Source organism: Streptomyces sp. NBC_00582, from assembly GCF_036345155.1.
Lineage (GTDB): Bacteria > Actinomycetota > Actinomycetes > Streptomycetales > Streptomycetaceae > Streptomyces.
Window position 1 is genome coordinate 237508 of record NZ_CP107772.1, and the last position, 23602, is coordinate 261109.

Annotated in this window: 14 protein-coding genes and 1 pseudogene; 4 read left to right on the top strand and 11 right to left on the bottom strand. The window is 70.7% G+C overall.

The window, feature by feature from the left end:
- Positions 1-318: 318 nt before the first annotated feature.
- Together OG852_RS01085 and OG852_RS01090 are read right to left on the bottom strand one after the other, a co-directional pair.
- Entirely contained in the window at positions 319-1065 is a 747-nt protein-coding gene (locus tag OG852_RS01085) for an IPT/TIG domain-containing protein (protein ID WP_133916186.1), read from the bottom strand.
- A gap of 914 nt (positions 1066-1979) precedes the next feature.
- Positions 1980-3001 (bottom strand): annotated as a pseudogene (locus tag OG852_RS01090) (RNA-guided endonuclease InsQ/TnpB family protein).
- Between the two features lie 444 nt (positions 3002-3445).
- Between OG852_RS01090 and OG852_RS01095 the strand changes: the two are divergent.
- Positions 3446-3610: a hypothetical protein gene (locus tag OG852_RS01095; RefSeq protein WP_330346845.1), complete on the top strand. Its 165-nt coding sequence runs from the start codon at positions 3446-3448 to the stop codon at positions 3608-3610.
- 484 nt (positions 3611-4094) lie between these two features.
- Here the strand turns inward: OG852_RS01095 and OG852_RS01100 are convergent, their stop codons facing one another.
- Positions 4095-4907 (bottom strand): IPT/TIG domain-containing protein, encoded by an 813-nt coding sequence (locus OG852_RS01100; RefSeq protein ID WP_133916184.1) that lies wholly within the window; start codon positions 4905-4907, stop codon positions 4095-4097.
- A 3246-nt stretch (positions 4908-8153) separates the two neighbouring features.
- On the opposite strand from OG852_RS01100, the gene OG852_RS01105 reads away from it, so the two are divergent.
- Complete coding sequence (locus tag OG852_RS01105; protein ID WP_330346846.1) at positions 8154-9173, top strand: IPT/TIG domain-containing protein; 1020 nt, start codon at positions 8154-8156, stop codon at positions 9171-9173.
- A gap of 639 nt (positions 9174-9812) precedes the next feature.
- Here the strand turns inward: OG852_RS01105 and OG852_RS01110 are convergent.
- On the bottom strand, positions 9813-11126 hold the full coding sequence (locus OG852_RS01110) for a sensor histidine kinase (protein WP_330346847.1): 1314 nt from the start codon (positions 11124-11126) through the stop codon (positions 9813-9815).
- A gap of 470 nt (positions 11127-11596) precedes the next feature.
- Here OG852_RS01110 and OG852_RS01115 point away from each other — a divergent pair, with 470 nt between their 5' ends.
- Positions 11597-12526 (top strand): alpha/beta hydrolase fold domain-containing protein, encoded by a 930-nt coding sequence (locus OG852_RS01115; RefSeq protein ID WP_133916181.1) that lies wholly within the window; start codon positions 11597-11599, stop codon positions 12524-12526.
- 79 nt (positions 12527-12605) lie between these two features.
- On the opposite strand, the gene OG852_RS01120 is transcribed toward OG852_RS01115, so the two are convergent.
- The 4 genes from OG852_RS01120 to OG852_RS01135 all read right to left on the bottom strand — a co-directional run bounded on the left by OG852_RS01120 (position 12606) and on the right by OG852_RS01135 (position 18376).
- A complete protein-coding gene (locus OG852_RS01120) occupies positions 12606-13769 on the bottom strand; it encodes an AI-2E family transporter (protein WP_133916266.1) in 1164 nt (387 codons plus the stop codon).
- Between the two features lie 247 nt (positions 13770-14016).
- Positions 14017-14673: a response regulator gene (locus tag OG852_RS01125; protein ID WP_133916180.1), complete on the bottom strand. Its 657-nt coding sequence runs from the start codon at positions 14671-14673 to the stop codon at positions 14017-14019.
- Positions 14670-15983, bottom strand: a complete 1314-nt coding sequence (locus OG852_RS01130) for a sensor histidine kinase (protein ID WP_133916179.1) — start codon at positions 15981-15983, stop codon at positions 14670-14672. The genes OG852_RS01125 and OG852_RS01130 overlap by 4 nt, the downstream gene beginning before the upstream one ends.
- Positions 15984-16117: 134 nt before the next feature.
- On the bottom strand, positions 16118-18376 hold the full coding sequence (locus tag OG852_RS01135) for an MMPL family transporter (protein WP_133916178.1): 2259 nt from the start codon (positions 18374-18376) through the stop codon (positions 16118-16120).
- 408 nt (positions 18377-18784) lie between these two features.
- Between OG852_RS01135 and OG852_RS01140 the strand changes: the two genes are divergently transcribed.
- On the top strand, positions 18785-19552 hold the full coding sequence (locus OG852_RS01140; RefSeq protein WP_133916177.1) for an SDR family NAD(P)-dependent oxidoreductase: 768 nt from the start codon (positions 18785-18787) through the stop codon (positions 19550-19552).
- Positions 19553-19672: 120 nt separating this feature from the next.
- Here OG852_RS01140 and OG852_RS01145 read toward each other — a convergent pair whose 3' ends face one another.
- From OG852_RS01145 to OG852_RS01155, 3 genes are read right to left on the bottom strand one after another with little or no spacing between them, the layout of a single operon-like run.
- Entirely contained in the window at positions 19673-21202 is a 1530-nt protein-coding gene (locus OG852_RS01145; protein WP_133916176.1) for an alpha/beta hydrolase domain-containing protein, read from the bottom strand.
- 24 nt (positions 21203-21226) lie between these two features.
- Positions 21227-22894 carry a sensor histidine kinase gene (locus OG852_RS01150; RefSeq protein ID WP_166663677.1) on the bottom strand — a complete coding sequence of 556 codons (1668 nt, stop codon included), beginning with the start codon at positions 22892-22894 and terminating at the stop codon, positions 21227-21229.
- Positions 22891-23589 carry a response regulator transcription factor gene (locus tag OG852_RS01155; protein WP_133916264.1) on the bottom strand — a complete coding sequence of 233 codons (699 nt, stop codon included), beginning with the start codon at positions 23587-23589 and terminating at the stop codon, positions 22891-22893. The genes OG852_RS01150 and OG852_RS01155 overlap by 4 nt, the downstream gene beginning before the upstream one ends.
- Between the last annotated feature and the right edge of the window lie 13 nt (positions 23590-23602).

Genomic DNA, 23602 nt, shown 5'->3' on the forward strand with positions numbered 1-23602 from the left:
CGCAAGGCGCCGCCGCCTCGGCGGGGCAGCCCGCCGGGTTCCGGGGGCGCGCCTCAGGCATCCGGGACGGTCCCGCCCCTGCCCCTGCCCCTGCCCGGTGGTGAACCGTCACAGGGTGCCCTGGTCCTCTCCCCCGGCGGCCCGGCCGCCGGGCCCCGGCCCGCTCCCGGCTCCTGCCCGTGCGGCAGGCCCCGCGGCGGGGGAAAGGGGCCGGGCGAACGCCGGCTGCCCGCCTGCGAGGCTCCTGGCCGTCACAGGCGGGCGTGAAGCGGGTGCCGGCGCGCCGAAAAGGGGGCGCGCCCGCTGTGGGGCGGCGTATCAGATGCCCGGGCCCGCCACGTAGGTGAAGGCGCCGACCTCGGTGTCCGCTCCGGCGGCGTTGGTCACGCTCACGTCGACCGCGCCCGCGGTGCCGGGCGGGGTGACCGCCGACAGGGTGGTGGCGTTGATCACCGAGAACGGCGCCGGGGCCCCGCCGAAGGTGACCGACTCGGTGCTGTCCAGGTTGGTTCCGGTGATGGTCACCGCCGTCCCGCCCGAGGTGGGACCCGAGGTCGGGCTGAGGGCGGTGATCGTGGGGACGTCGACGTAGACGTAGGTCAGTCCGTTGTTGGTCCCCCCGGCGGTGGTGACGCTCACCGACACCGGCCCTGCCGCGGCGCCGGCGGGAACGGTGACGGCGAGTGAACTGTCGGAGCCCACCGTCGGGGTGGCGGTCGCCGCACCGAAGGAGACACTGGTGGCGGTCGACAGGCCGGTCCCCGTGACCGTGACGGTGTTGCCGCCGGCCAGCGGACCCGAGGCCGCGCTCAGGGACGACTTGAACGGGGCGCCGACATAGAAGAACGGCACCGGGTTGCTCGTCCCGCCCGGAGTCTTGATCGTGACTCCGACGGTTCCGGTGCCCGACGGGGCGACGGCGGTGACCTGGGTCGGCGAGACGTTGGTGACGCTCGTGGCGGGCTTGGTGCCGAACAGCACGGCGCTGGTGTTGGCCAGGTTCGTGCCCGTGATGGTCACCAGGGTCCCGCCTCCCGTGGAACCCTGATTCGGAGAGATCGGCATGACTGACTCCTCGCTGTGTGTGTGGGACATGCGAGGAACCGGCGGAACGGCCGACGACCGCAACGAGCCCCCACAAGCCTTTTTTCACGCCTCTTCCGGCGTGATTCGCATTGCGGAGACAAGGGGAAAGAAAAAGGCCCCTTTGCCCTCATGTCAGGAGTGCACCATTCATGGGCATCGGGGGACCCGGCATACGCCTGCCCGCCTCGTTCCTCCCCCGGCACGGGGATGGGCGGCCCGCCGGTTCACCTTCACATTGACCCACACGCCCAATCGGGTGACAAGACACCGTTGACTCCATTCACCTGAACGGGTTAACCGCCCCCCGCCGGCGCGGCAACGGAGGGCGTTTACGGGAAAGGAGTGGCGTCCCGGCCAGGATGTCATGCGCCGCCGCCAGGCCGACGGACCAGGCCGTCGACCGTTCCGCCGGACAGAGCGCCGCCGCCAGCCGGCAGGTGCGGCCCGGGCACCGCCGCGGAGATTATCCGCCAGGCCGGCAAAGGACGGGCAGGGCGGAGGCGAATGCGTCCGCGCCGCTTCCGGCGCATGGCCGTCCGTGCCAGGGGCCGGGGATTTCCGCTTACGCGGAACACTCCGCGGTATTCGCGTGGGCGGCACCGAACCGGTTCACACGTGATACCTGCACGGCGGAAGCCCACCGGCGCCGGCCGGCTGTCCGCGAACCCGTCACCGTTTTCCGCACAAACGGCCGCGGCCGCGGCCGGCGGAGACGCTCGTACCGGATCCCCAGGTGGCGCAGGCGGGCACCGGCCCGCGATGGGGGGGCGATGAGGTTGAACGATCCGCGTTGCGCGGGGCTGAGCAAGCAGGTGTCCTGGCCTGGCTGCCCCTGTTCCATCCCGACGCGCCGGATCGCGCGTCTGTGCACCGGTGATCGGGAGGCCATCACCTCATGACTTCCTCCCCCTCCTGAAGGAGGCGGATTTACACGGCTCACGCCGCAGTCGTTCCTGCTTCGCCGCCGACTGCCCGCCCGGAAAACCTCCGTTGAGGCCTTCTTACACCGGCTCCACAGGCCGACACCGCCGGCCCGGCGGCCAAGAGGTTGCCCGCCGCGTTCGGTGCCGCGGTCGTGGGTGATGCCGCACCCGCCACATGTCCAGCCGCGGACCTGCAGCGGCATCCCGCCCCGCAGGTCCGCAGTGCGAACACAGCTCGCAGGAGGGGAACCAGGATACGGGCGACCCTCTTGCGGGCCCTGGCCCCGGTGGTGCCCTCACCCCCGGCCTTGCGGGACAATTCCCGCCGGGCCCTGGCCAGACGCGCGCGGTCGCGCCGCCCGTGCCTGGAGTTGCTGATCTTCTCCCCGGGCGGAGAGCGTCAGCAAGGTGGCCGAGTCCGGCGTCCACGCCGACGCCGTTCGCACTGTCCGCGAATGGCCTGACCCCGGAGTCCTCGCACACCAAGGACACATGCCAGCGTCCGGCCGCGCCCTGCGACACGGTCACGGTGGACGGCTGCACGCCCGGCGGGAGGGCACGCGACCCCACCATGTCCAGCGGCTGCGCCATCCTCGCCGGCGTCGGCTTCCCGTCCCGGAAGCGGAACACGCTGGCCGCGCACTCGGCGGACCTGCCGGATTCCTTGCGCGACTTGAAACGCGGGTACTGGGCGCGCTCGGCAAAGAAGCGGGTGAACGCCGTCCGAAGGCGGCCCAGGGCCCGCTGAAACGGGACGGAGGAGACCTCGTCGAGGCAGGCGAATTCCCCGGTCTCCTTCCATGCCGCCGGCATCGCCGGCGTGGCGTTGCTAGTCGACCCGCTCCTGCCGCAGCGTCCAGGCCTGCGTGCGCGCCGCGAGAAACGAGGTCGCAGACCTTCCGCACGCACCCGAACAGGCGCGACAGCTCGGCTGCCTGCCCATCAGTGGGATGGAAGCGGTACCTGAACACCCGCCTCACGTCAGCGGCCACGGCCCACACACCAGCCCATCAGCTTGCAAGCGACTGCGGGGAGTTCGCGGTGGACGGGCGGCCCGCCCTGGCGGCGAACCGGCCTTCCCCGCCCTGCTCCGCAGGAGTTCGCTTCCTCCCCACCCTGAAGAGCAGCATTTCCTCGAAGGAGATCCGATGAAGAGCGCCCTGCTGGAGCCGCCACTCGCTCGCGACGACCTCGCCATGGGCACCGGTGAGGGCGACGACGCCGTCGGGCAACCCAGGGCGGCGCCGGCGGTGACGGTGCCGGTCGGCGCCGCCAGTCGCTCGCGGCGACCTCGCCGTGGGCGCCGGTGAGGGCGACGACGCCGTCGGGCAACCCAGGGCGGCGCCGGCGGTGCCGGTCGGGCGGCCGGCGCCGCCGAGGAGGACACCGAGATCGACGGGCCGCTCACCGACAGAGACGGTGACGGCGCGGGGACGATGCCCGGCCGCGGCGGCGGTCAGGACGTCGCCGACGGCGACGGCGACGGCGACGGCCGGGGCGTAGCAGCCGTCGCCGCCACCCGCGCCCCGCCCGACCTGGGCGCCGGTCGCGTCGATGAGGGCTTGATCGAGACCGGGGGAACTCGGCGCAGCGGCCGATGACGTCCCCGTCGAAGACGGCGACGCAGCCGCGGGTTGTCTGGATATCGAGGCGGCCGGACAGGGACCGCGCCGACATGGACGGACGGGCAGGCCGTTGCTGGCCAGGCCGGTGGCGAACAGCCTTCAAAAGCCGTGCGGGACCAAGCGGATCCCGGCGAACCCCGGCCTGCGTGGGGACCTGGGCCCCGGCGGCGTCGAGGACGATCCGGCGCACTGCGCCGGCCCCCTATCGGCGTCCGCCGGCCGCGCACCCCACCGCCCTCGCCGGGAATCACCCGCCCGCCCGGGCAGGCCGGCCGCTGCCCCGCAGGAGCGGGCCCGCCGGCCCCGGGTGCGGATACCGCGACGATGCCCGCACACGAGGTGCGGGCATCATCACGGCGCGCCGCCAAAGGCAGCCCCGTCCGCCCGGCCGGCCGGGCGGACGGGCGGACGGGCGGACGGGGCGCACAGGCTGGCCGTGCGCCCGTGCGGCCCGCCGGGATCAGACGTAGGTGAAGCCGCCCGTGACGGTGGCCGAGCCCGCCGGGGTGGTCACCACGACCGCGGCGTTGCCGGCCGTCCCGGCCGGTGTGATACCGGCCAGTACCGTCCCGGTGGGGTCGACGACGACGTTGGTCGCCGCGACCCCGCCGATGGTGACGGTGGCACCCGACAGGTTCGATCCCGTGATGGCGAACGGCGTGCCCCCGGCGGCCGGACCGGACGTCGGCAGGATGGCCGCGGCCGTCGGCACCGCCGGACCGACGTAGGTGAACCCGCCGGGCACGGTGGTGGTACCGCCCGGCGTCGTCACCTGCAAAGTGACCAGGCCAGCGGCGTGAGCAGGCGTCACACCGGTCAGGATGACCCCGCCGATCACGTTCACGCTGGTGGCGGGCACTCCACCGAAGGTGACCGAGGCACCCGTGAGGTTGGCGCCGATGATCGTGAAGGGCGTGCCGCCCGCGACGGGCCCGCTCGCAGGCGTGATGGCCAGCGCGATGGGCGGCGGCGTCACGGCGGGCAGGTAGGTGTAGTTGGCGGGCGAGCTCGCACCGGCCGGGGTGGTGACCACGACCGGGACATTGCCCGCCGCGTGCGCCGGGGCGATGACGGTGACCAGGACCCCCAGCGGGTCCTGCGCGATGATGGTCGCCGGCACCCCGCCGAAGGTGACCGAGGTCGCCCCGCCCAGGTTGGTGCCCACGAGCAGGACGACGTTGCCCCCGCTCACCGGACCGAACCCCGGCACGGCGGCGATCAGAGTCGGCTGCGTCAGGATCGGCGGGAGAGGAAAGAGGGTGGCGACAGACATGGTTGTCTCCATTCTGTGTGTCGGTGAGGTGTCGCCGCGGCAGTGCTCCACGGCGGCGTGTACGGGCACGGGAAACAGCCCCGCGCAATACACGGACGAAAAACGGTGGACACCGGCGTCACGAGGAGGGCCGGACCGGGCACCGGCCGGACCGGGCACCCGGGACAGACGGCAAAGGAACTGCGGCGCAGCCGCCACGGCCGATCCCGCTGCCCGGACGGCGCAGCCGCCACGGCCGATCCAGCTGCCCGGGCGCAGCTGCTACGTGATCTCGCTGCCTGGGCGGCGCAGCTCCCGCGCGCTCCTTCTCGCCAGCCGAAACCGGCGAAGCAATGTCGCGCTGTCCGGCCGAATGGGCGAACCGCCGGTCCCTCCAGTGATCCACACGGGTGAAAGCAACAGCAAGAGGCAGAACCGAACATCGCCCGTATGGCGGAGCGCACACCAGAAAACGGCAAACAACGGGCGCGCAACCCCCCTCACAGCAGCCACCCCCCGCACGCCCCCACCCCGTGCCCCCCACCCCCGGCCCCACCAGCGCCTCCAACACCACCCCCCTGCCCGGGACACCCCGCCGCGCAGCAGGCGAGGACGGGCACCACGAGGCAGGCACCGCAAGGCGGGCACCGCGGGAGTCCCAGATGCGGTGTCTGCCGCAAGGCAGGCACCGCGAGGCGGGCACCGCGGGAGTCCCTGATGCGGTGTCTGCCGCAGGACACCCGTCGCAGAACACCCGTCGCAGGACACCCGTCGCGGGGCGGGCGCCGCAGGGCGGGCGCCGCAGGGCGGGCGCCGCAGGACACCCGTCGCAGGGCGGGCGCCGCAGGACACCCGTCGCAGGGCGGGCGCCGCAGGACACCCGTCGCAGGGCGGGCGCCGCAGGACACCCGTCGCAGGGCGGGCGCCGCAGGACACCCGTCGCAGGGCGGGCGCCGCAGGACACCCGTCGCAGGGCGGGCGCCGCAGGACACCCGTCGCGGGGCGGGCGCCGCAGGACACCCGTCGCGGGGCGGGCGCCGCAGGGCGGGCGCCGCAGGACACCCATCGCAGGACACCCGTCGCGGGGCGGGCGCCGCGGGATGTCTCTGGTGCGGTGTGTGCCGCCGGCCTGCCGTGGGCAGCCTGGTGCCCGGGCCCGCTGTGAACGGGCCCAGGTCGCGGGGACGGCAAGCCGAGAACCCCTTCGTCCACCCGAAAGCGGGGGTGCGTCGGAGCCCTCGGTGAGCGGGACCGCGGCAATGCCGGCCGCCCCGGGATGGCCACGCACCAGCGGGTGCACGCCGGCTGCGCGGCACGCAGGGGACCGCCCGGACCGTGCCGTTCCCGGGCGTCCACAGGACGCCCGGCCGCAGCAGACCGAAGCCCCTCACACAGGGACTCCGGGGGGCGCGCTGGAGGAGGCCGGCACACCCGCCGCCTGGAGCAGACGGACGAGGCGGCCCCGTCCCGGCCGGCTCCCCCTCGTGGACGGGCCGCGCTGATGTGGCCCCGGTACACCGCCGAGGCAAGCAGTGAACCACCTCCCCCGAGGGGCGGCCTGGAAGGTTGCCGGGGGGCGGCCGGGAAGGTTGCCGGGGGGCGGCCGGGAAGGTTGCCGGGGAGGTTCGGAGAAGTCTGCTGAAAGGCTCGACGGCAGCCATCGCGCCGGTGTCCGCGGTGCCGGCAGGGGGTGAGCCGGGCCGCTGGGCGCACCCGTGACCGGAGTTGAGGTGCCGGGCGCAAGGACGCCGCGACGGCTGCGACCGGCGGGGGTGAACTCGCCCGGGCACGGGGCCCATCACGGCCGCAGGATCCGCCCCCGGGAATGGCAGGCCGGGCCAGGGCCGGTGGCCCACCACACAGCAGCGGCTGGATCACCGACAACCAGGGCAGAAACGCCCTGGGCCGGCAACCCCCCTCAGCGCAGAGCCGGTCCCGCCCCGACACCACGGATGCGGCCCGCCGCACCGTGACCCCGCCGGCCCAACCGCGCAAGCGACCGGCGGCAGGGGCTGCCGGGGCCGGCATCCCGACGACCACACGACCAGACAACGGACAACGGACGACGGACCACCAGACGAGCGGACCACGGACCGGACGAGCGCGCGAGCGGACGACGGACCGGACCAGCGGACGAGCGCGCGAGCGGACGAGGGGACGAGCGCGCGAGCGGACGACGGACCGGACGAGGGGATGAGCGGGGCATGGGCTTCGCCGGCGGACACGCAGCCGCCCACCCACCGCTGCGCCCCCGGCGGGGCGGGCGTTACTCCGTGCGGGTGAGTGAGCGGGCCGCCCCTTGTTCGGCGCACCCCCCCTGTGGGTCACTACTGCTGGACAACGTGCGGGCCCCCTTCCCGCGCCACAAGCAGGTGCCACGGCGGCGCTCCCTGGTGCCCCTACCCCAGACGCCGCACCGACCGCCTCCGACGTCTTGTGATGTGACGGACGACGCCGCCCTGCCCTGCGCTCGCCCGAACCGGCAGAAACGGTGCGGTCACCACGTCGTCGCGGCAACCCGCCCGGAGCACCCCCGCAGTCCAGGCGAGGAGCGGTGTCATGCCTGTCCCACACGACAAAACCCCCCTCCCGGCCGGCACCGCACCGTCCACCGGCCTCAACCCCCGACCAACCCCTCCCCCACCGGGCAGGCGGCACACGAGCACCACATCCCGCGCCAACACCCCCGCGCCCACACGGCACACCAGCGACACACCGAGCCCCACCGCAGCAGTACACGCAGCAGACCCGCCGACCGGGCGGACACGGCCGTCACGCCCTACCACCACCCCGCGGACGGCCGCACAGCCGCACCACCGGCACCCACCATGCGCAACGGGTCCCGCCCCCGCCTCACACCCACCCCACCCCCGCCGCACCCGCCCCCCGTCACAACCCAAGCCCCGGCACCACCCACCCCCCTTCAGCGGGCACGGCCGCACACAACAGCCCCCACCCCCAGACAACCCCCGCCACCACCCCCGCCACAGAGGCCCCCGGGCAGCTCCCCGCCGGGTCGTCCCGCCGCGTTGTCCCGCCACACACATCCCGCACGACGAACGGCGGCCCAGGCACCCCGCACCCCGCACCCCGCACCCCGCACCCCGCAGCGGGCACCCGGCACCCGGCACCCGGCACCCGGCACCCGGCACCCGGCACCCGGCACCCGGCAGCGCCCTGGGCCGCACCGTCACCGCCGAACCTCCGCCCCCGCCCCCTCCGCCGAACCTCCGCCCCGCCTCCTCCGCATCTTCCTAGGAGCCATCGATGCCTCCCGTGATCACCTCGGTCAGCCCCGCACAGGGACCTGTCACCGGAGGAACAACCGTCACCCTCACCGGCACCAGCCTCACCGGCGCCACCGCCGTCCGCTTCGGCACCACCAACGCCGCCTCCTACACCGTCAACTCCTCCACAAAGATCACCGCGGTCACCCCGGCGGGAAACGCGGGCCCCGTCCCCGTCACCGTGGTCTCCCCCAGCGGCACCAGCAACACCACAGTCACCTACACCTACACACTCGTCCTCCCCGCCGTCACCGGCCTGTCCCCCTCCTCCGGCCCCACCAGCGGCGCCACCACCGTCACCCTCACCGGCACAAACCTCACCGGCGCCACCGCCGTCCGCTTCGGCACCACCAACGCCGCCTCCTACACCGTGACCTCACCCACACAGATCACAGCCGTCTCACCCCCCGGCCCCCCCGGCCCGGCAGCCGTCACCGTGACCACACCCACCGGAACCAGCGCGGCATCCCCCACCGCCTACTACTTCTACACACCCCTCCCCGTCCTCACAGAACTCACCCCCGACACCGGACCCACCACCGGCGGCCAGACCATCACCCTCACCGGACAAAACCTCACCAACACCACCACAGTCAACTTCACCACACCCGCAACAACCTTCACCGTCCAGTCCTCCACCCAGATCACCGCAACCACCCCACCCGGCCAGGACACCACAACAGTCACCGTCACCACACCCGGCGGAACCAGCAACCCCCTCCCCTACACCTACCTCCCCACCCCCACCCTCACCAACATCACCCCACCCACCGCACCCACCACCCCAGGAACCACCCTCACACTCACCGGCACCGGCCTCACCACCACCACATCCGTACACATCAACAACACCCCCACCCCCTACACCGTCCTCACCGACACCCAACTCACCACCACACTCCCCCAAGGCCCCCCCGGCCCCACCACCATCACCATCACCACCCCCGCAGGCACCACACCACCCCTCACCCTCAACCGCACCCCACCACCCACCATCTAAAACCGCGCCCTACATGATCAGCTTACGGACCCGTTTGCAGCAGCAGAGAGAGCTGCGGCAAGTCCGAGAAATGCCAGATAGTTGCCCGGTTTCCGAGATTCCGGCGAATCGCTTCACTGAGTGCTTGAGCTGCCTCCTGGTAATCACCACGAAACATCCGATACCAGAGTAAAACGCTCACTAAAAGAGTGTTTTGTCCTGGCAGGGGTGTTTGGCGGCAGTATGGGGGACTGTCCTGCCTGGGACAGCTGAGGTTCGTGAATACCGATGCGATGCTTGCGCCTGGTGACGACGGACGGGGGTCCGTTTGAGCCCCTTCGCTCCTGTCTGATCCCAAAGCGCCCCCGCTCACTCCTGTTTGCGCCCTGTAGGCGAGGGGGCCGCCAGCAGTACTACCGAAACAAACGCCGCTACTGCTCCCGCCGATGCGCGACCCGCGAACGAGTCACAGCTCACCGACGCTCCCACTCCATCGAACAATCGAACGAAACCAAGTAGGGCACCCCAGAGCCTCGGGCAGCACCGCTCAATGAACTGCTCGCCAAAGCGAGGGCGGGTTGAAAAACACCTACCAAGGCAGACAACTCGACCACCCGCTGTAGCCAGCAACAGGCGTTCATGCCGCCAAGTCGGCGGAGGTCATGCCGGGTGTGCGTCTGAGGCCGTGTTCGTGAGTGTGGTCGGAAGCAGAATAGCTCGAACGCTCCAGCCGCCTTCGGAGTTGGGGCCGGCGGTGACTGTCCCTTGATAGAGCGCGGCGCGTTCACGCATGCCGAGAAGCCCCTGCCCGCCGCCTTCCCAGGAATGATCCCGTTTCGTGGCGGGCGGACCAGTATCCTCGACGGTGACATGTACGGCATCCTTCTCCGCGATCAAGGAGACACGGACCGCGGTGTCGGAGGCGGCGTGCTTGAGGGTGTTGGTCAACGCTTCCTGGACGATGCGGTACAGGGCGAGTTGCAGTCCCGCGGGCAGGCCGGTGAGGTCACCGGCCGTATGGAGGCCGACGTCGGGGCCGGCCGCACGGGCCCGGCTCAGCAGAGCGTCGAGATCACTGACACCCGGCTGTGGGCGAAAGGGCGTCTCATGAGGGCCCTCCTCGCGAATTTTGGTGAGGAGCCGACGCAGGTCGGCCAGGGCACCGCGCCCGCTGTCGGCGATGATCCGCAGTGTGTCCGCGGTCTGCTTCGGTTTGGTCTCGGCCAGGCCCGCCGCACCGTCAGCCAGGCCGACCACGACGGCGAGGGTGTGGCCGAGTATGTCGTGCATCTCCCGGGAGATGCGTGCCCGCTCCCTGGCCTCTGCCAGGCGGGCCCGCTGGTCGCGCTCCACCTCCAGGCGCACCGCCTGGTCCTCCAGGGCGGTGATGTAGGAGCGCGCCACGCGGCCAGCCAGCCCCAGGCCAGCTATTGCGAGGATGCAGAGCACCAGGTCGGTGGTCACCGCCAGAGGGCTGTCGATCCGTTCGATCTGCCTGTCCGGCGCGAACGTCATGATCGTCACGATGGTCTGGGGGACGGTGATCGCGACGGCGACGGCCAACTGGACCGGCGGTGCGAACCGGGCGAGGTTGTACAGCATGATCAGTTGTGCGAGAAAATGAGCGTAGGTGAGAACCCCGGACACGGCCTCCGCCATGGAGAAGGCCGTGATAACGGCGAAGACCAGGAAGGGATGGCGCTCCCGCGCGAGCAGCGGGACAGTGAACCCGATCATTACCATGAGCGCGACCGGGAAACCCGGATCGGCCCCGGCAACACTGTCCAGAAGACCCGGGACACCAAGAGCCGCGCACACCAGTGGCGCCGCCCACTGCCTGAACCGGGGGTGCTCCTGGCCGGCCCGCTGTATCGATATCAGCCAGGCCAGCAGCCGCACTACCGTGCGATGCTCCGGGCCGCCCAGAAGGCTACTGGGTTCCACCGGGCGGACCCTCGGGGAGGTGGTGGTCACTGGATGCGTCTCCGGGGTGCATGCGGACCGTCAGCCACCCCTGAGTGGGAAGGACCGGCGGACGGCGGCTGACAGGAAGCGGCTCACGCCCGCGATCCGTTCTCGTCGCGGAAAAAAATATGGAAGGGCCATCGCGCGGCCCGTATTTCACGATAAAGGCGTCGCCTCGACCACGCGCAGCACCGGAGAACCCAAAACCAGGACGGCAGCTAGTACCACGGTAGGGGTCGCTTTCCTCCGAAGGGACACACTCCGAACGCCGTAGCTCCCACCTGCCGTTTCGGACAGGGCCACTCCTACTCAAGTACCAGTCGGGCCCGCCGTTTTCGCTTCTTCGGTGCCCTGCTCGTCCCGTACGAAATCACTAGCCTGGACACAGGGCACTACGGGCGGGTCGGGCAGGGCGTTGCGCAGGTGACCGTCCCTCGAAGCAGCGAGCCCGGCGCGCCACCCCACCGAACGGAGCTGTCATGTCCCTCCTGGCCCGGCCAGCGCTGGCCTCCCCCGCCGCCAAAGTGATGCAGCGTCTGAACGCGCTGCTGGCGGACCGACACGTCGCGTCCTCCCTGCACAAGCGTTATCCGGAGTATCCCCGGAACACACACGAGCTGACCATCCCGACTTCCATCGCCCCGGCCCGCGCTGTGGTGTACTTCCCCGACTGTCCCGACGGCGCGCCTTTGCCGCCGGTCCACGTGAACTTCCACGGTGGCGGCTTCGTCCTGCCGCCGGTCGAGCTGGACGACCCGCTGTGCCGCTTCCTCGCGGCCGAAGCGGGTGCAGTGGTGGTGAACGTGGACTACGTCGTCGCGCCGCAGCACCCGTTTCCCGCGCCGCCTCACCAGGCGTACGAGGTCGTCGAGTGGGTGGCCGAACACGGCGCCGAACACGGCTGGGACGGCAGCCTGCTCACGGTGGGCGGTCAGAGCGCCGGAGGGGCCCTCGCGGCGGCGGTGGCCCGTCAGGCACTGGAAAAGGGAGGTCCCTCCATCGCTCTCCAGATCCTGCACTATCCCCCTCTGGACCTCGTCACCGGTGCCAGAGACAAGCGCTCGGTCATCGCCAAGCCGCTGCTGCGCCCATGGATGGCGGACATCTTCGACACCTCCTACGTGCCGGACCCGGCGGTGCGCAGCAATCCCCTGGTCTCCCCCGCCCATCCCTCCGACACCGCCGACCTGACGGGCATCGCCCCCGCCTTCGTCATCACGCCGGAACACGACCTCCTCCATGCCGAGGGCACTCGCTACGCCGAGCGGCTGCGCGGCGTCAGGGCGCTCTACGACCATCTCGACGTGCCGGGTGCCGACCACGGCTACGACCAGAACGACGCCGAAACGGCCAGAGACGTCTACGGCCTGATGGCCCAGCACATGCGTCAGGCCGTGCACCCCGACTGATCGCGTACCGCCCGACCGGAATCGACGAGTGGGGTACCAGCCGACTGATCCTGGCTGGTACCCCACTCATGTACGCGGGTCAGGCTCCGGACACCGTGCCCTTGATTCTGTGTGGCAGACGCGACGGCATTCCCGTGGCCGCGACGCCCACCAGTCGCCGAGACCGACGACCCGCTCGGGGCGGCGGCCCGTCCCCACCTGAACGGGAGTCGTCGACGACCTCGGTCTCGGGCGCCTTGGCAGCACGCGGTGTCTCCTCGTATCGGCTCCGCAGCTCCGAGAGCACTCCGAACACCGCCGCAGTCATGGGCACGGCGAGGAGCATGCCGAGGACTCCGGCGACCGACGCCCCGGCCGTCAGGGCCACCAGGATCATGGCGGGGTGCATCTGCAGAGTGCGGCTCTGGATCATCGGTTGCAGCACGTTGCCCTCGAGGAGCTGCACCACGAAGACGACACCCAGGACCCACAGCGCGGTGCCTAGACCGCCATCGGCGAAGGCGACCAAGACCGCGACCGCGCCTGACAGGAACGCGCCCAAGTACGGGATGTACGCACCGATGAACACCAACGCCCCGAGCCCGACCGCGCCCGGTACGTCCAGGACAAACAGACCGACGGTGGTGCAGACTGCATCGATGAAGGCGACGATCGTGGTGCCGCGCATGAATCCCTCGATCGCCTGGAAGGCACGGCGGGCCATCACCTCGAGGCTCTCACCGGAATCGCGTGGGGCGAGCGCGTGCAGTGCGGCGACCGCCCTGTCGGAGTCGCGCAGGAAGAAGAACATGAGCAGGATCGCGAGTGTGCCCGTCGCGGCCATTTCGAAGACCACGCTCACACCGTTCAAGAGGCCATTGACGGCGGTGCCCCCGAACCTCGACAGCAGGTCCTTCGCATTCACAGCGAGATCGTCCAGGGACGTCCCCGAAAGGCCGAACCGCTCCTCGATCGAAGCGGCCGCGTCGCGCAGCGAGGAAATGATCTGGTCACCGGTGTCGATGAGGGCGGTCACCACGATGTACGCCACCGCGCCCATGACCACGACGACGGCAGCACAGGTCAGCCCAGCGGCAAGCGACTTGTTCACTTTCATCGCGATCAGCCTGCGGTAGAGCGGGCCGAGCAGGGCCGTGCCAAGCAGCGCGAGCAGAACCGGCGTCACGACCGTCTCGAACGTGATGCAGAACCACACCGCCACGGAGAGGACACCACTGACGAGGAGCACCAACACGCTGCCCACAGCCACGCGCCGGGCGATGCCATGGAGCGGGTCGTACCGGTGATTCGTCCGGCGCTGATCGGGCCATGCCTGCCTGATCACCGGACGCGCTCGGTGCACCGGTCTCCGCCACCGACTGCGCACTGCTCCGGGAGAGAGTCTTCGGGGCTCCCCTATGTGCGTACTCATGTTTCTCTCCGCTCACGCAGGGCCGGGTCCGGCGACCTCGGCCCTTCTTTGGCTTCGTGAACCACACCGCGCCGGTTGCTCATGCCGGCCGTACGAGCCCAACGTCGTAGGCGAAGATGACCGCCTGCACCCGGTCCCGGGCACCGATCTTGGCGAGGATGCGGCTGACGTGGGACTTCACGGTGGTCTCGGCCAGGTGCAGGTGTTCGGCGACCTCGGCATTGCTGCATCCGGTGGCAACCGCGGTGAGAACCTCGATCTCACGTTCGGTGAGGGCTTCCAGCTGTCGCGCCTGCTCAGGAGTGTGCCCGGGCAAGCGCGTGGTGAAGGCGTCGATGAGTTTGCGGGTCAGGCCCGGTGAGATGACGGCGTCCCCGGCCGCGACCGCGCGGACACCGGCGAGGAGTTCTGCGGGCAGAGCGTCTTTGAGGAGGAAGCCGCTGGCTCCGGCACGCAGAGCGTCGTAGGCGTATTCGTCCAGGTCGAAGGTGGTCATGACCAGCACACGGGAGCGGCCACCGGACGTGACGATGCGTCGAGTCGCCTCGATGCCGTCCATGCCGGGCATGCGCACGTCCATCAGGACGACGTCCGGGTGTAGTTCGGCCGTCATACGCACCGCTTCAGCACCGTGCGTGGCCTCCCCGACGACCGTGAGGTCGGGGTGCTGTTCCATGAGCATGCTGAAGCCGAGGCGTTGCAGGGCCTGGTCGTCGACGATGAGGACAGTGGTCATGCCGGGTGATTCTCCGTAGGCGTGTTGGTGGGTGGGATGAGGTGCAGTTCCGCTCGGACGTGCCAGCCGCCCCGGGAGTTCGGGCCGGCAGTCACGGTCCCCTGGTAGAGCAAGGCGCGCTCACGCATACCGAGAAGCCCTTGTCTCCCGTCGCCCCGAGGGCGCTCGCGCGGCGTACGCCGAGGGCCACTGTCCTCGACAGCGACACGTACCGCCTGGGAGGTCGCCACGACAGTCACGTCGACCGTTGTCGTGAGGGCGGCGTGCTTGAGGGTGTTGGTCAGTGCTTCCTGGACGATGCGGTAGACGGTGAGCTGGAGTCCTGCGGGGAGACCGGCGAGTTCCCCCTCAGTGTGCAGGGTCACGGTGGGCCCGGCGGCCCGGACCCTTTCCAGGAGGGTGTTGAGGTCACTCAGGCCTGGCTGGGGTGCCAGCGGGGAGTCACAGGACGCGGTGCCGTTCTCGCGGAGGGTGCCGAGGAGCCGACGCAGATCCGCCAGGGCGCCGCGCCCGCTGTCGGCGATGATCTGCAGTGTCTCGGCGCCCCGCTTGGGGTTGGCCTCGGTCAGTCCGCTCGCGCCGTCGGCGAGACCGACCATGACGGCGAGGGTATGGCCGAGGATGTCGTGCATCTCCCGGGAGATGCGGGCCCGCTCCGCCGCTTCCGCGAGCCGGGCCCGCTGGTCGCGCTCCACCTCCAGCCGTATCGCCCGGTCCTGCAGAGCTGTGATGTACAGGCGGGCCACCCGGCCGCCCAGACCCAGTCCCGCCATCGCGAGCATGCACAGCGACAGCATGACGGCCAGTGCCAGGGCGGTGGTGATGCGCTTGAGCTGTACGTCGGAGGAGAAGGCGAGGGTGGTGATCACCGTCTGGGGTACGACGACCGACACTGCCCCGGCCAGAGCGAGGGGCGTGGCGAAGCGGGCCAGATTGTACAGCATGATCAGCTGGGCGAGGAAGTGCGCGTTGGTCAGCACGCCACAAGCGGCCTCCGCCACGGAGAACCCCGTGACGACCGTGAACACCAGAACAGGACGGCTCTGGCGCCACAGCAACGGGACGGTGATTCCAGCCAGCAGGCCCAGTGAGACCGGGAGTGAGGGTCCCGGGCCGGGGTATTCCATGAGGGGCTGGAGGCCGAGCGCGGCGCACAGGATCGGCATCCCCAACCTCTTGACATGGGGGTGCGCCTGGTCCGCCCGGCCGAGGGCGGCCAGCAGAGTCAGGACCCGGACCACCGTGCGGTCCTCCGAGCTGCCCAGCAGGGTGCCGGGTTCGGCTAGGGAGTTCTTCGATGCTGAGGTCACGGCGTGCGTCTCCGATAGACCGGCTGACCGTCCGTCGGCCCTTGGGGGAGTAAGGACCGACGGACGGCGATTGAAGGGGTGGCTCCCACTGCCGTGGGATCACATGCGCCGGGCTACTGTAAGCGGCGCGGTGGTCAGTCCTCGCCCTGGCGGGCTGGCGCGAGCAGCCTGTCCTTCGCGCTTCCGGGCCCGGTTTCCCCGTCCGGCCCTGTCGTGTCGGTCGGCCCGTCCAGGACATGCCGCAGCTTCTCGCCCTCGACATCGACGTTGGGCAGGATTCGGTCCAGCCACGGGGGCAGTGCCCAGGCCCGGCGGCCTAGCAGTGCCATGACCGCGGGCACGATGGTCATGCGGACCACGAAGGCGTCGAAGAGGACGGCCGAGGCGAGTCCCAGGCCGATCGACTTGATCAGTGCGGCGTCGGCGAGCAGGAATCCGGCGAAGACGGAGATCATGATGATCGCTGCGGCCGTCACCACGCGGGCGCCGTGCCGGAAGCCCGCGACCACCGCCTCGGTGGGCTCGGCACCGTGGACGTACTCCTCCCGCATCCGGGTGACGAGGAAGACCTGGTAGTCCATGGCGAGGCCGAAGACCACACCGATCATGAAGATCGGCATCACGCTCACGATGGGGGCGGTGGTGTCGACGCCGAAGACGTCCTTGAGCCAGCCCCACTGGAAGACCGCGACCAGGACGCCCAGAGTCGCCACCACGCTGAGCAGGAAGCCCAGCGTCGCCTTGACGGGCACCAGGATGGAGCGGAAGACGAGCAGGAGCAGGATCAGCGCCAGGCCGACGACCACCAGAAGATAGGGCACAAGAGCGTCTCCGAGTTTGTCGGAGACGTCGATGTTCAGGGCCGTCGTACCGGTGATCACGACCTCGGCGTCCGTGGCTCGCAGCACGGCCGGGGCGGTGGTGTCACGGATCTCCCCGACCAGGTCCACCGTCTCCTGGCTGCTCGGGGAACTCTTGGGAACGGCCCGGATCAGGGCCACGTCGCCCGAGGTGTTGAACACGGGCGGGCTCACGGAGGCGACGTCGGGCAGCTTGCCGAGCACGGTGACCGTCTGCTCAGCGGCGGCCTTGGGGTCCTTGCTGTCCCGGGCATCGACGACGACCGTGAGCGGGCCGTTGTAGCCCGGGCCGAACCCCTTGCTCAGAGTGTCGTAGGCGACCCGCTGAGTGCTGCCCGCGGGAGCCGTGCTGTCGTCCGGCATGCCCAGGCGCATCGACAGCGCCGGGATGGCCAGCAAGCCGAGGACGGCGACCGAGACCACAAGCGCCCGCCACGGGTGACGGATGACGTGCTGTACCCAGCGCACACCCATCGGCTCGCCCTCGCCGCGCTCCAGCGCCCGCATGCGCTTGGTCTGGAGATTGCCCTTCATGATGCGCGCCCCGGCGAAGCCCAGCACCGCGGGCAGCAGGGTCAGGGCGACGACCACGGCCACGACGACCGCGAACGACGCCGCCAGGCCCAGGTCGGTCAGCAGCCGGATGCCGACGACGCTGAGGCCGGCCAGCGCGATGACTACGGTCAGGCCGGCGAACACGACCGCTGATCCGGCCGTACCCAGGGCTCGCCCGCAGGCGTCCTCCGGCTCGTGGCCCGCCCTGATCTCGCTGCGGTAGCGGGAGACGATGAACAGGGCGTAGTCGATGGCGACCGCCAGGCCCAGCATCAGCGCAAGCGTCGACGCCGAGCCGCTCATGTCCCATATCGCGGTCGCGATGGTGATCGACAGGATCGCGATGATGACGCCCAGGAGCGCGGTCAGAAGCGGCAGACCGGCGGCGAGCAGGGAGCCGAAGGTAATCACCAGCGCCACGGCGGCCACCGCGAGACCGATCAGCTCGCCGGCGTTGGCGCCCTCCTTCTCGTTGACGGCGTTGCCGCCCAGGCTCACCGCGAGACCCGCCTTGTCGCCCTTGTCGGCCACGGCATGCAGGGCGTCCCGTGCCTCGGTGGTGATGTCGGCCTGGGCAACCTTGTACGTCACCTGGGCGTAGGTGATGGTGCCGTCCTGGCTGACCAGACGACTGGCATAGGGGTCACTGACGCTCGCCACCTGGGGAGCCTTCTTGAGGCCGGCGATCAGCGACTCGACCTCGGTCTTGTTGGCCCCGGACGTCAGCTTCTGCCCGTCGGGGGCCTCGAAGACGACACGAGCGGTGGCGCCCGAGGCAGAGGCCTGCGGGAACTCCTTGTCCAGCAGGTCCAGCGCCTTCTGGGACTGGGTGCCGGGAATGGTGAACTGGTCCGACGTCGTGCCGGACACGCTCGCGGAGCCGATGCCGACGACAGCCAGGATGGCGATCCACAGCATCACGACAAGGCGGCGTCGCCTGAAGGCGAACCGGCCGAGTCTGTAGAGGAAGGTGGCCACAGGAGTTACTCCCACCTGGGAAACAACGGGATGGATGACGAGGACTGGGTGGGTCTGCGTGACCCGTCCATCAAGCTAGGCGGGGAAATCGTGCGGCCCACGGCACCGGGGAAGCGAATACGCCGCTGCCGCATCCTCCTCCGGTACTGGTCGTCCTCCTCCCGAAGCACCCGAAGCACCGCGACGTCGACAGCCGGCCCGTGGTCAGAGCCACGCCGCAACCGGCGCGGCAGGCTGTCCGGCCACCTTTCGGACGAGGCGGAGCAGTACCCCGGTACTCATCGCCCCGCCCGTTTTGGGTCCTGTGGAGGCTCGGGGCGCGGCCTGGCTCTTCCTAGTGTCGACGCAGGCACGTGAGCCCTTTCCCCGGACTCACCGGTCTCCGACACCACCAGGGAGCATCCACACATGAACAGCACTACAGGCCTGTCCGGCAAGTCCGTGATCGTCACCGGAGCCGGCTCGGGCATCGGCCGAACCGCCGCCCTGCTCTTCGCCGCGCAGGGCGCCCGCGTCGTCCTCGCGGACATCAACGCCGAAGGCACCAAAGCGACGGCGGAGGCCATAGCGGTGGCGGGCGGCACAGCTGTCACCGCGATCGGCGACCTGAGCGACCAGGAGGTCGTCGACCGGGTCGTCACCACGGCCGTGGACGCCTGCGGAGGCATCGACGTCCTGGTGAACAACGCCGGAATCATGGACCGGATGTCCGCCGTGGCCGACATCGGCGACGAGGAGTGGGAGCGCGTCCTGCGGGTCAACCTCACCGCGCCCTTCCTGCTGACCCGCGCTGCGCTGCCTCATCTGCTGGCCACGGGTGACGGGGCGATCGTGTTCACCGCCTCCGAGGCGTCCCTGCGGGGCAGCGCGGCCGGTGCCGCGTACACCGCCTCCAAGCACGGGATCGCCGGGCTCACCAAGTCCCTCGCGGTGACGTACCGCGACCAGGGCGTGCGGACCAACGCGATCGCTCCCGGCGGCACGACGACGGGTATCACGGCCGGGCTGGACATCGAGTCGCACGGACTGGGCGTGCTCGGCAAGTACATGGTCAACGTCGGACGCCAGGCGACCACGGACGAACAGGCCGCGGCCATCGTCTTCCTGGCCTCCGCCGCCGCGAGCAACATCAACGGTGTCATCCTCCCGGTGGACAACGGCTGGTCGGCCGTCTGACCGGGCTTCACCGACGCCTCGCCGAAGCGACGGTCCGCCCACACCCCCCGAGCCCCGGCTTCACACGGCTCAGATCCCTTGCATCCGGAGACATCCGGCGGGCGGGGCGAACCCCGTGGGTCACGACCCCGTCGGTGCCTTCGACCATTCCTCCGAAGCCCGGTCGAGCAGGGGCCCTCGGTCCCTCTCAAGGAGGAGTCCGCTCGCGATCAGGCGTGTGACCCGGGCGTCGTAGGTGCTGACGTAGTCGTCGAGCGAGCCGTAACGCCGGCCCAGTTCGTCCGCCGTGTACGGCTGCCACCCCCCGTAGTTGCCGCACACCGCGGTGATGCTCGCCGTGGACACCGGAGCCACCGCGGGCGGAACCGGTGAGCCGAGCGGCAAATCGGCCGCGGAAAAGCGCACTCCGCCGATCGGGAAACCGTCGGCGTCCGTCCGCGGCACCGTCACCTCCCGGCCGGGCAGGCCGTTGAGGAGTGCCCGATCGGCGGGATGCGCACCGGCTGTGAACACCTGCTCGGGCGGCATCTTCTCGCGCGGACCGCCGATGCCGAGACCGCGTTCCAACGCCACGAGCAGTGCACGGCCGTATGGTTCGCTGTGCAGGGGACTGAGCGGGATCGGCATTCCGTCATTGCAGCCGAAGCGCTGGAACGCGGTGTCCGCCGCGTCGGCGCTGATTACCGGGTTGTGGGCGGCCGGCCAGTCGTAGCGGTGGTAGCCGTCGGCTGGGTCGGCCTGCCGGGAGACACTGGCCCGGAGCCGGTAGTAGTCCGTGTAGGCCGCCACGTCCACGAAGACGGGATCCGTCGCCGGCCGGCGCAGCACCTGCCCAGGAGCCAGCGGCACACCGTCCGGCCTCATGTAGGGCACCTGTGGCTGGCCGTCCGCCGCGGCGACGCCGTTGATCGCGAGCTGGTTGCCGGTGCCGTCCTGGGCGTAGGCGCCCTGGAAGACGCGTCCGTCGGCGTCATTGAAGCCCTCGGCGACGAAGCTGGTGACGAACCAGCTGGCCTGGCTCAACCCCACGAGCAACCGGTGCTCGTACGCACCGAGTGGCGAGTCCTCGCCTTCGAGCCGTCCGCTGCGCAGCAGCCGCCCGAAGTCACGGACGATGACCTGGCCGACGCCCTGGGCCGATTCCGGCACTCCCGGTGAGATGCCGGTCTGCCACTGGACCCGCGCGTAGGAGCGTCCTTCGGCGAACAGGAAGCCGTCGCCCATGCCCGACGGGTACGAGACGTCCTGCGGGGCTCCTACGGGCGGCGGGTCCTGCATCGAGTTGTAGCCGTGGAGCAGCAGGGGAATGCCCCGGTTCTCCACCTCCACCACGACCTCGCTGCGCTGGTCCTGTCCGACCGGGCGGATCAGCTCGAAGCCCGAGGTGTAGGTGTGGACCCCGTCGGTCCCGGCGGCCGAGTCGAGTCCCGCCACGCATTCCCCGGCCGACACGGTTCCGGAGACGGTGCCGGCCAGCCGCTCGTACGGCACACCGCCGAACGTGCCCAGCGACTCCTTGCGCGTCACCTCGACGCCGGTGACGCGCGAGGAGCGTTCCTCGTCGGCAGGGGTGGGTGTCGCCGCCGTCGCCGTCACCGGGAAAGCGAGGGACAAGGTGAGAGTGAGAGCCAGTAGCGTGCGTCGTTTCACGGGATCTCCTTGAATGTGGGGGGATCAGTGGGGGGTACAGCGGAGAGCCGCGCCGGTGGCCGAGGCGGCCGCCTGGGGCCGCACGGAGGTGCGCGGTTCGGTGCGAGGGTCTGGGGGTGGGGGCAGCAGGACGCGGAAGGTGGCGCCCCGGCCCGGTGCCGACCGCACCTCCACATGTCCCGCGTGCGCGGTGACCAGCGACTGGACGATGGCCAGGCCGAGTCCCGCTCCCCCGGTGGCGCGGGTCCGTGAGGTGTCCGCGCGGTAGAAGCGTTCGAAGATGCGGTGGGCCTGTTCCTCTGTGAGGCCGGGGCCTTCGTCGGCGACCTCCAGGACCGTGTCGCCGCCGTCGGTGCCCACGCCGATGCGGATCGGCGTACCGGGTGGCGTGTGTCTGATGGCGTTGCCGATCAGGTTGGTGACGACCTGTCGGAGGCGGGACTCGTCGGCGAGAGCGGGGGCGGCGGCCGGCGGGCCGTCGCCGTTCGGCCCGGTGAGGGTCACCGGCCGGGCGGCGTCGAGCGCCCGTACGTCGTGGAGGGCGTCGGCCGCCAGGGTGCGCAGGTCCATCGGGGCGCAGTCCAGGCCCAGCGGGAACGGGTCAGGTGAACCGGCTCCCTGTCCCGGGTCGCCGCCGGCGGTTCTCAGGGACTGTTCGTCGAGCCGGGCGAGGAGCAGCATGTCCTCCACGAGCCGGGTGAGGCGTTCGGACTCGCGGGCGATGCGGGCCATGGTGGCGTCGATGTCCTCGCGCTCGGGGAGAGCGCCCATGCGGTAGAGGTCGGTGAGGCCCTTGAGGCCGGCCAGCGGGGTGCGCAGTTCGTGGCTGGCGTCGGCGACGAAGCGGCTCATCCGCGCCTCGGACTCGGCACGGGCGGCGAAGGCGGCCTCGATCTGGCCGAGCATCCCGTTGAGTGCCGTGGCGAGGCGGCCGACCTCGGTGTTCGGCCCCGCCAGGGCCGGTACCCGGCGGGTCAGGTCCCCGTGTGCGATCTCGGCGGCGGTCCGTTCGATCCGGGACAGGGGCTTCAGGCCTGACCGCATGGCGAACCAGCCGGCCGCAACGAGCAGCCCGAGCAGGGCCAGTCCGGTGGTTTCGTAGATGCGCCACATGCGGTCCACGGTGGCGTCCACCTGGTCCATGGACGTGGCCACGACCACACTGCCGCCGTCGCCCGGCAGGGCCGCCCCAAGCGTGCTCAGGGCGGCTCCGTTGCCGGTCCGGGGCACGGCGATCACCCGCCACCGCCCCTCGCCCTGGCTGCTGTCGACGGTGAAGGGGCGGCCTCCTCGGGCGGTGACCGCCTCGGAGTCCAGCTTCGGCAGCCGCGGACCGCGTGAGCTGCCGGAGCGCTTTCCGGCGAGGGAGTCGATGCTACCCGTGCTCGTTCCGTCAGCCCGGACGTAAGCGATGACCGGGTTGCCAAGGACTTCGGTGCTGAAGTCGCCGAGGCCCGCCGGAGGAGTCCGCTCGGCACCACTCTCGGCGATCCCCGGTGGCAGCAGGGCGAACACCTGGGCGGCGGCCCTGAGTTGGGTGTCGGCCCGGTCCTCCAGGTAGGTGCGCAAGGCGTTGCCGGTGACCAGACTGAACGCGGTGAAACCCGCCGCGAGCAGAGCCGTCGCCAGCAGGAGCACCCTGCTGCGCAGCGAGGCCTGCGCCCATACCGTAAGGATGCGTCGACCGGTCATGTCTTCGGGCCCCGCAGCACGTAGCCGACACCGTGCACCGTGTGGATCAGCTTCGGGCCACCGTTGTCGATCTTCCGGCGCAGGTAACTGATGTAGGTGTCGACGATGCCGGTGTCACCGCCGAAGTCGTAGTCCCACACCCGTTCGAGGATCAGTGCTCTGGGGACGGTGCGTCCCGCGTTGGCCATCAGGGTGTGCAGGAGCCGGAACTCGGTCGGTGACAGGCGTATCGGCTGCCCGGCCCGTGTGGTCTGGACTCCCTCCGGGTCGAGTTCCAGATCGGCCACGCGCTGTACGGCGCCGGGGTCGCCGTTCGTTCGGCGCAGCACCGCGCGGACGCGTGCGATCAGCTCCTGCAGATCGAACGGCTTGGTCACGTAGTCGTCTCCGCCGAGGACGAGGCCCTCGATCTTGTCCCGCGTCGTGTCCCGGGCGGTCAGGAACACCACCGGGATGTGTCCCCGCACGGCCGTCCTGCCGGACCGGGGCCGCTCACGCAGGCTCCGGATCACCTCGAAGCCGTCCATGTCGGGGAGCATCACGTCCAGCAGGACGAGATGGGGCGATACGGCCCGCGCCTGCTCCAGGGCCTCCTGTCCGGTGCCGGCCGCGGCGACGGTGAAGCCCGCGTGGCGCAGAGCGGCGCACAGCAGTTCCCGTACGGTCGGTTCGTCGTCGACGACCAGCAGGTCCACGTCGGCCGTGTCG

Bases quoted from the DNA above. Each gene is read 5' to 3' on its own strand.
- OG852_RS01115 (WP_133916181.1), top strand. From the start codon at position 11,597: ATGTCCCTCCTGGCCCGGCCAGCGCTGGCCTCCCCCGCCGCCAAAGTG.
- OG852_RS01085 (WP_133916186.1), bottom strand. From the start codon at position 1,065: ATGCCGATCTCTCCGAATCAGGGTTCCACGGGAGGCGGGACCCTGGTG.
- OG852_RS01100 (WP_133916184.1), bottom strand. From the start codon at position 4,907: ATGTCTGTCGCCACCCTCTTTCCTCTCCCGCCGATCCTGACGCAGCCG.
- OG852_RS01105 (WP_330346846.1), top strand. From the start codon at position 8,154: ATGCCTCCCGTGATCACCTCGGTCAGCCCCGCACAGGGACCTGTCACC.
- OG852_RS01095 (WP_330346845.1), top strand. From the start codon at position 3,446: ATGCCCGGCCGCGGCGGCGGTCAGGACGTCGCCGACGGCGACGGCGAC.
- OG852_RS01150 (WP_166663677.1), bottom strand. From the start codon at position 22,894: ATGACCGGTCGACGCATCCTTACGGTATGGGCGCAGGCCTCGCTGCGC.
- OG852_RS01140 (WP_133916177.1), top strand. From the start codon at position 18,785: ATGAACAGCACTACAGGCCTGTCCGGCAAGTCCGTGATCGTCACCGGA.
- OG852_RS01125 (WP_133916180.1), bottom strand. From the start codon at position 14,673: ATGACCACTGTCCTCATCGTCGACGACCAGGCCCTGCAACGCCTCGGC.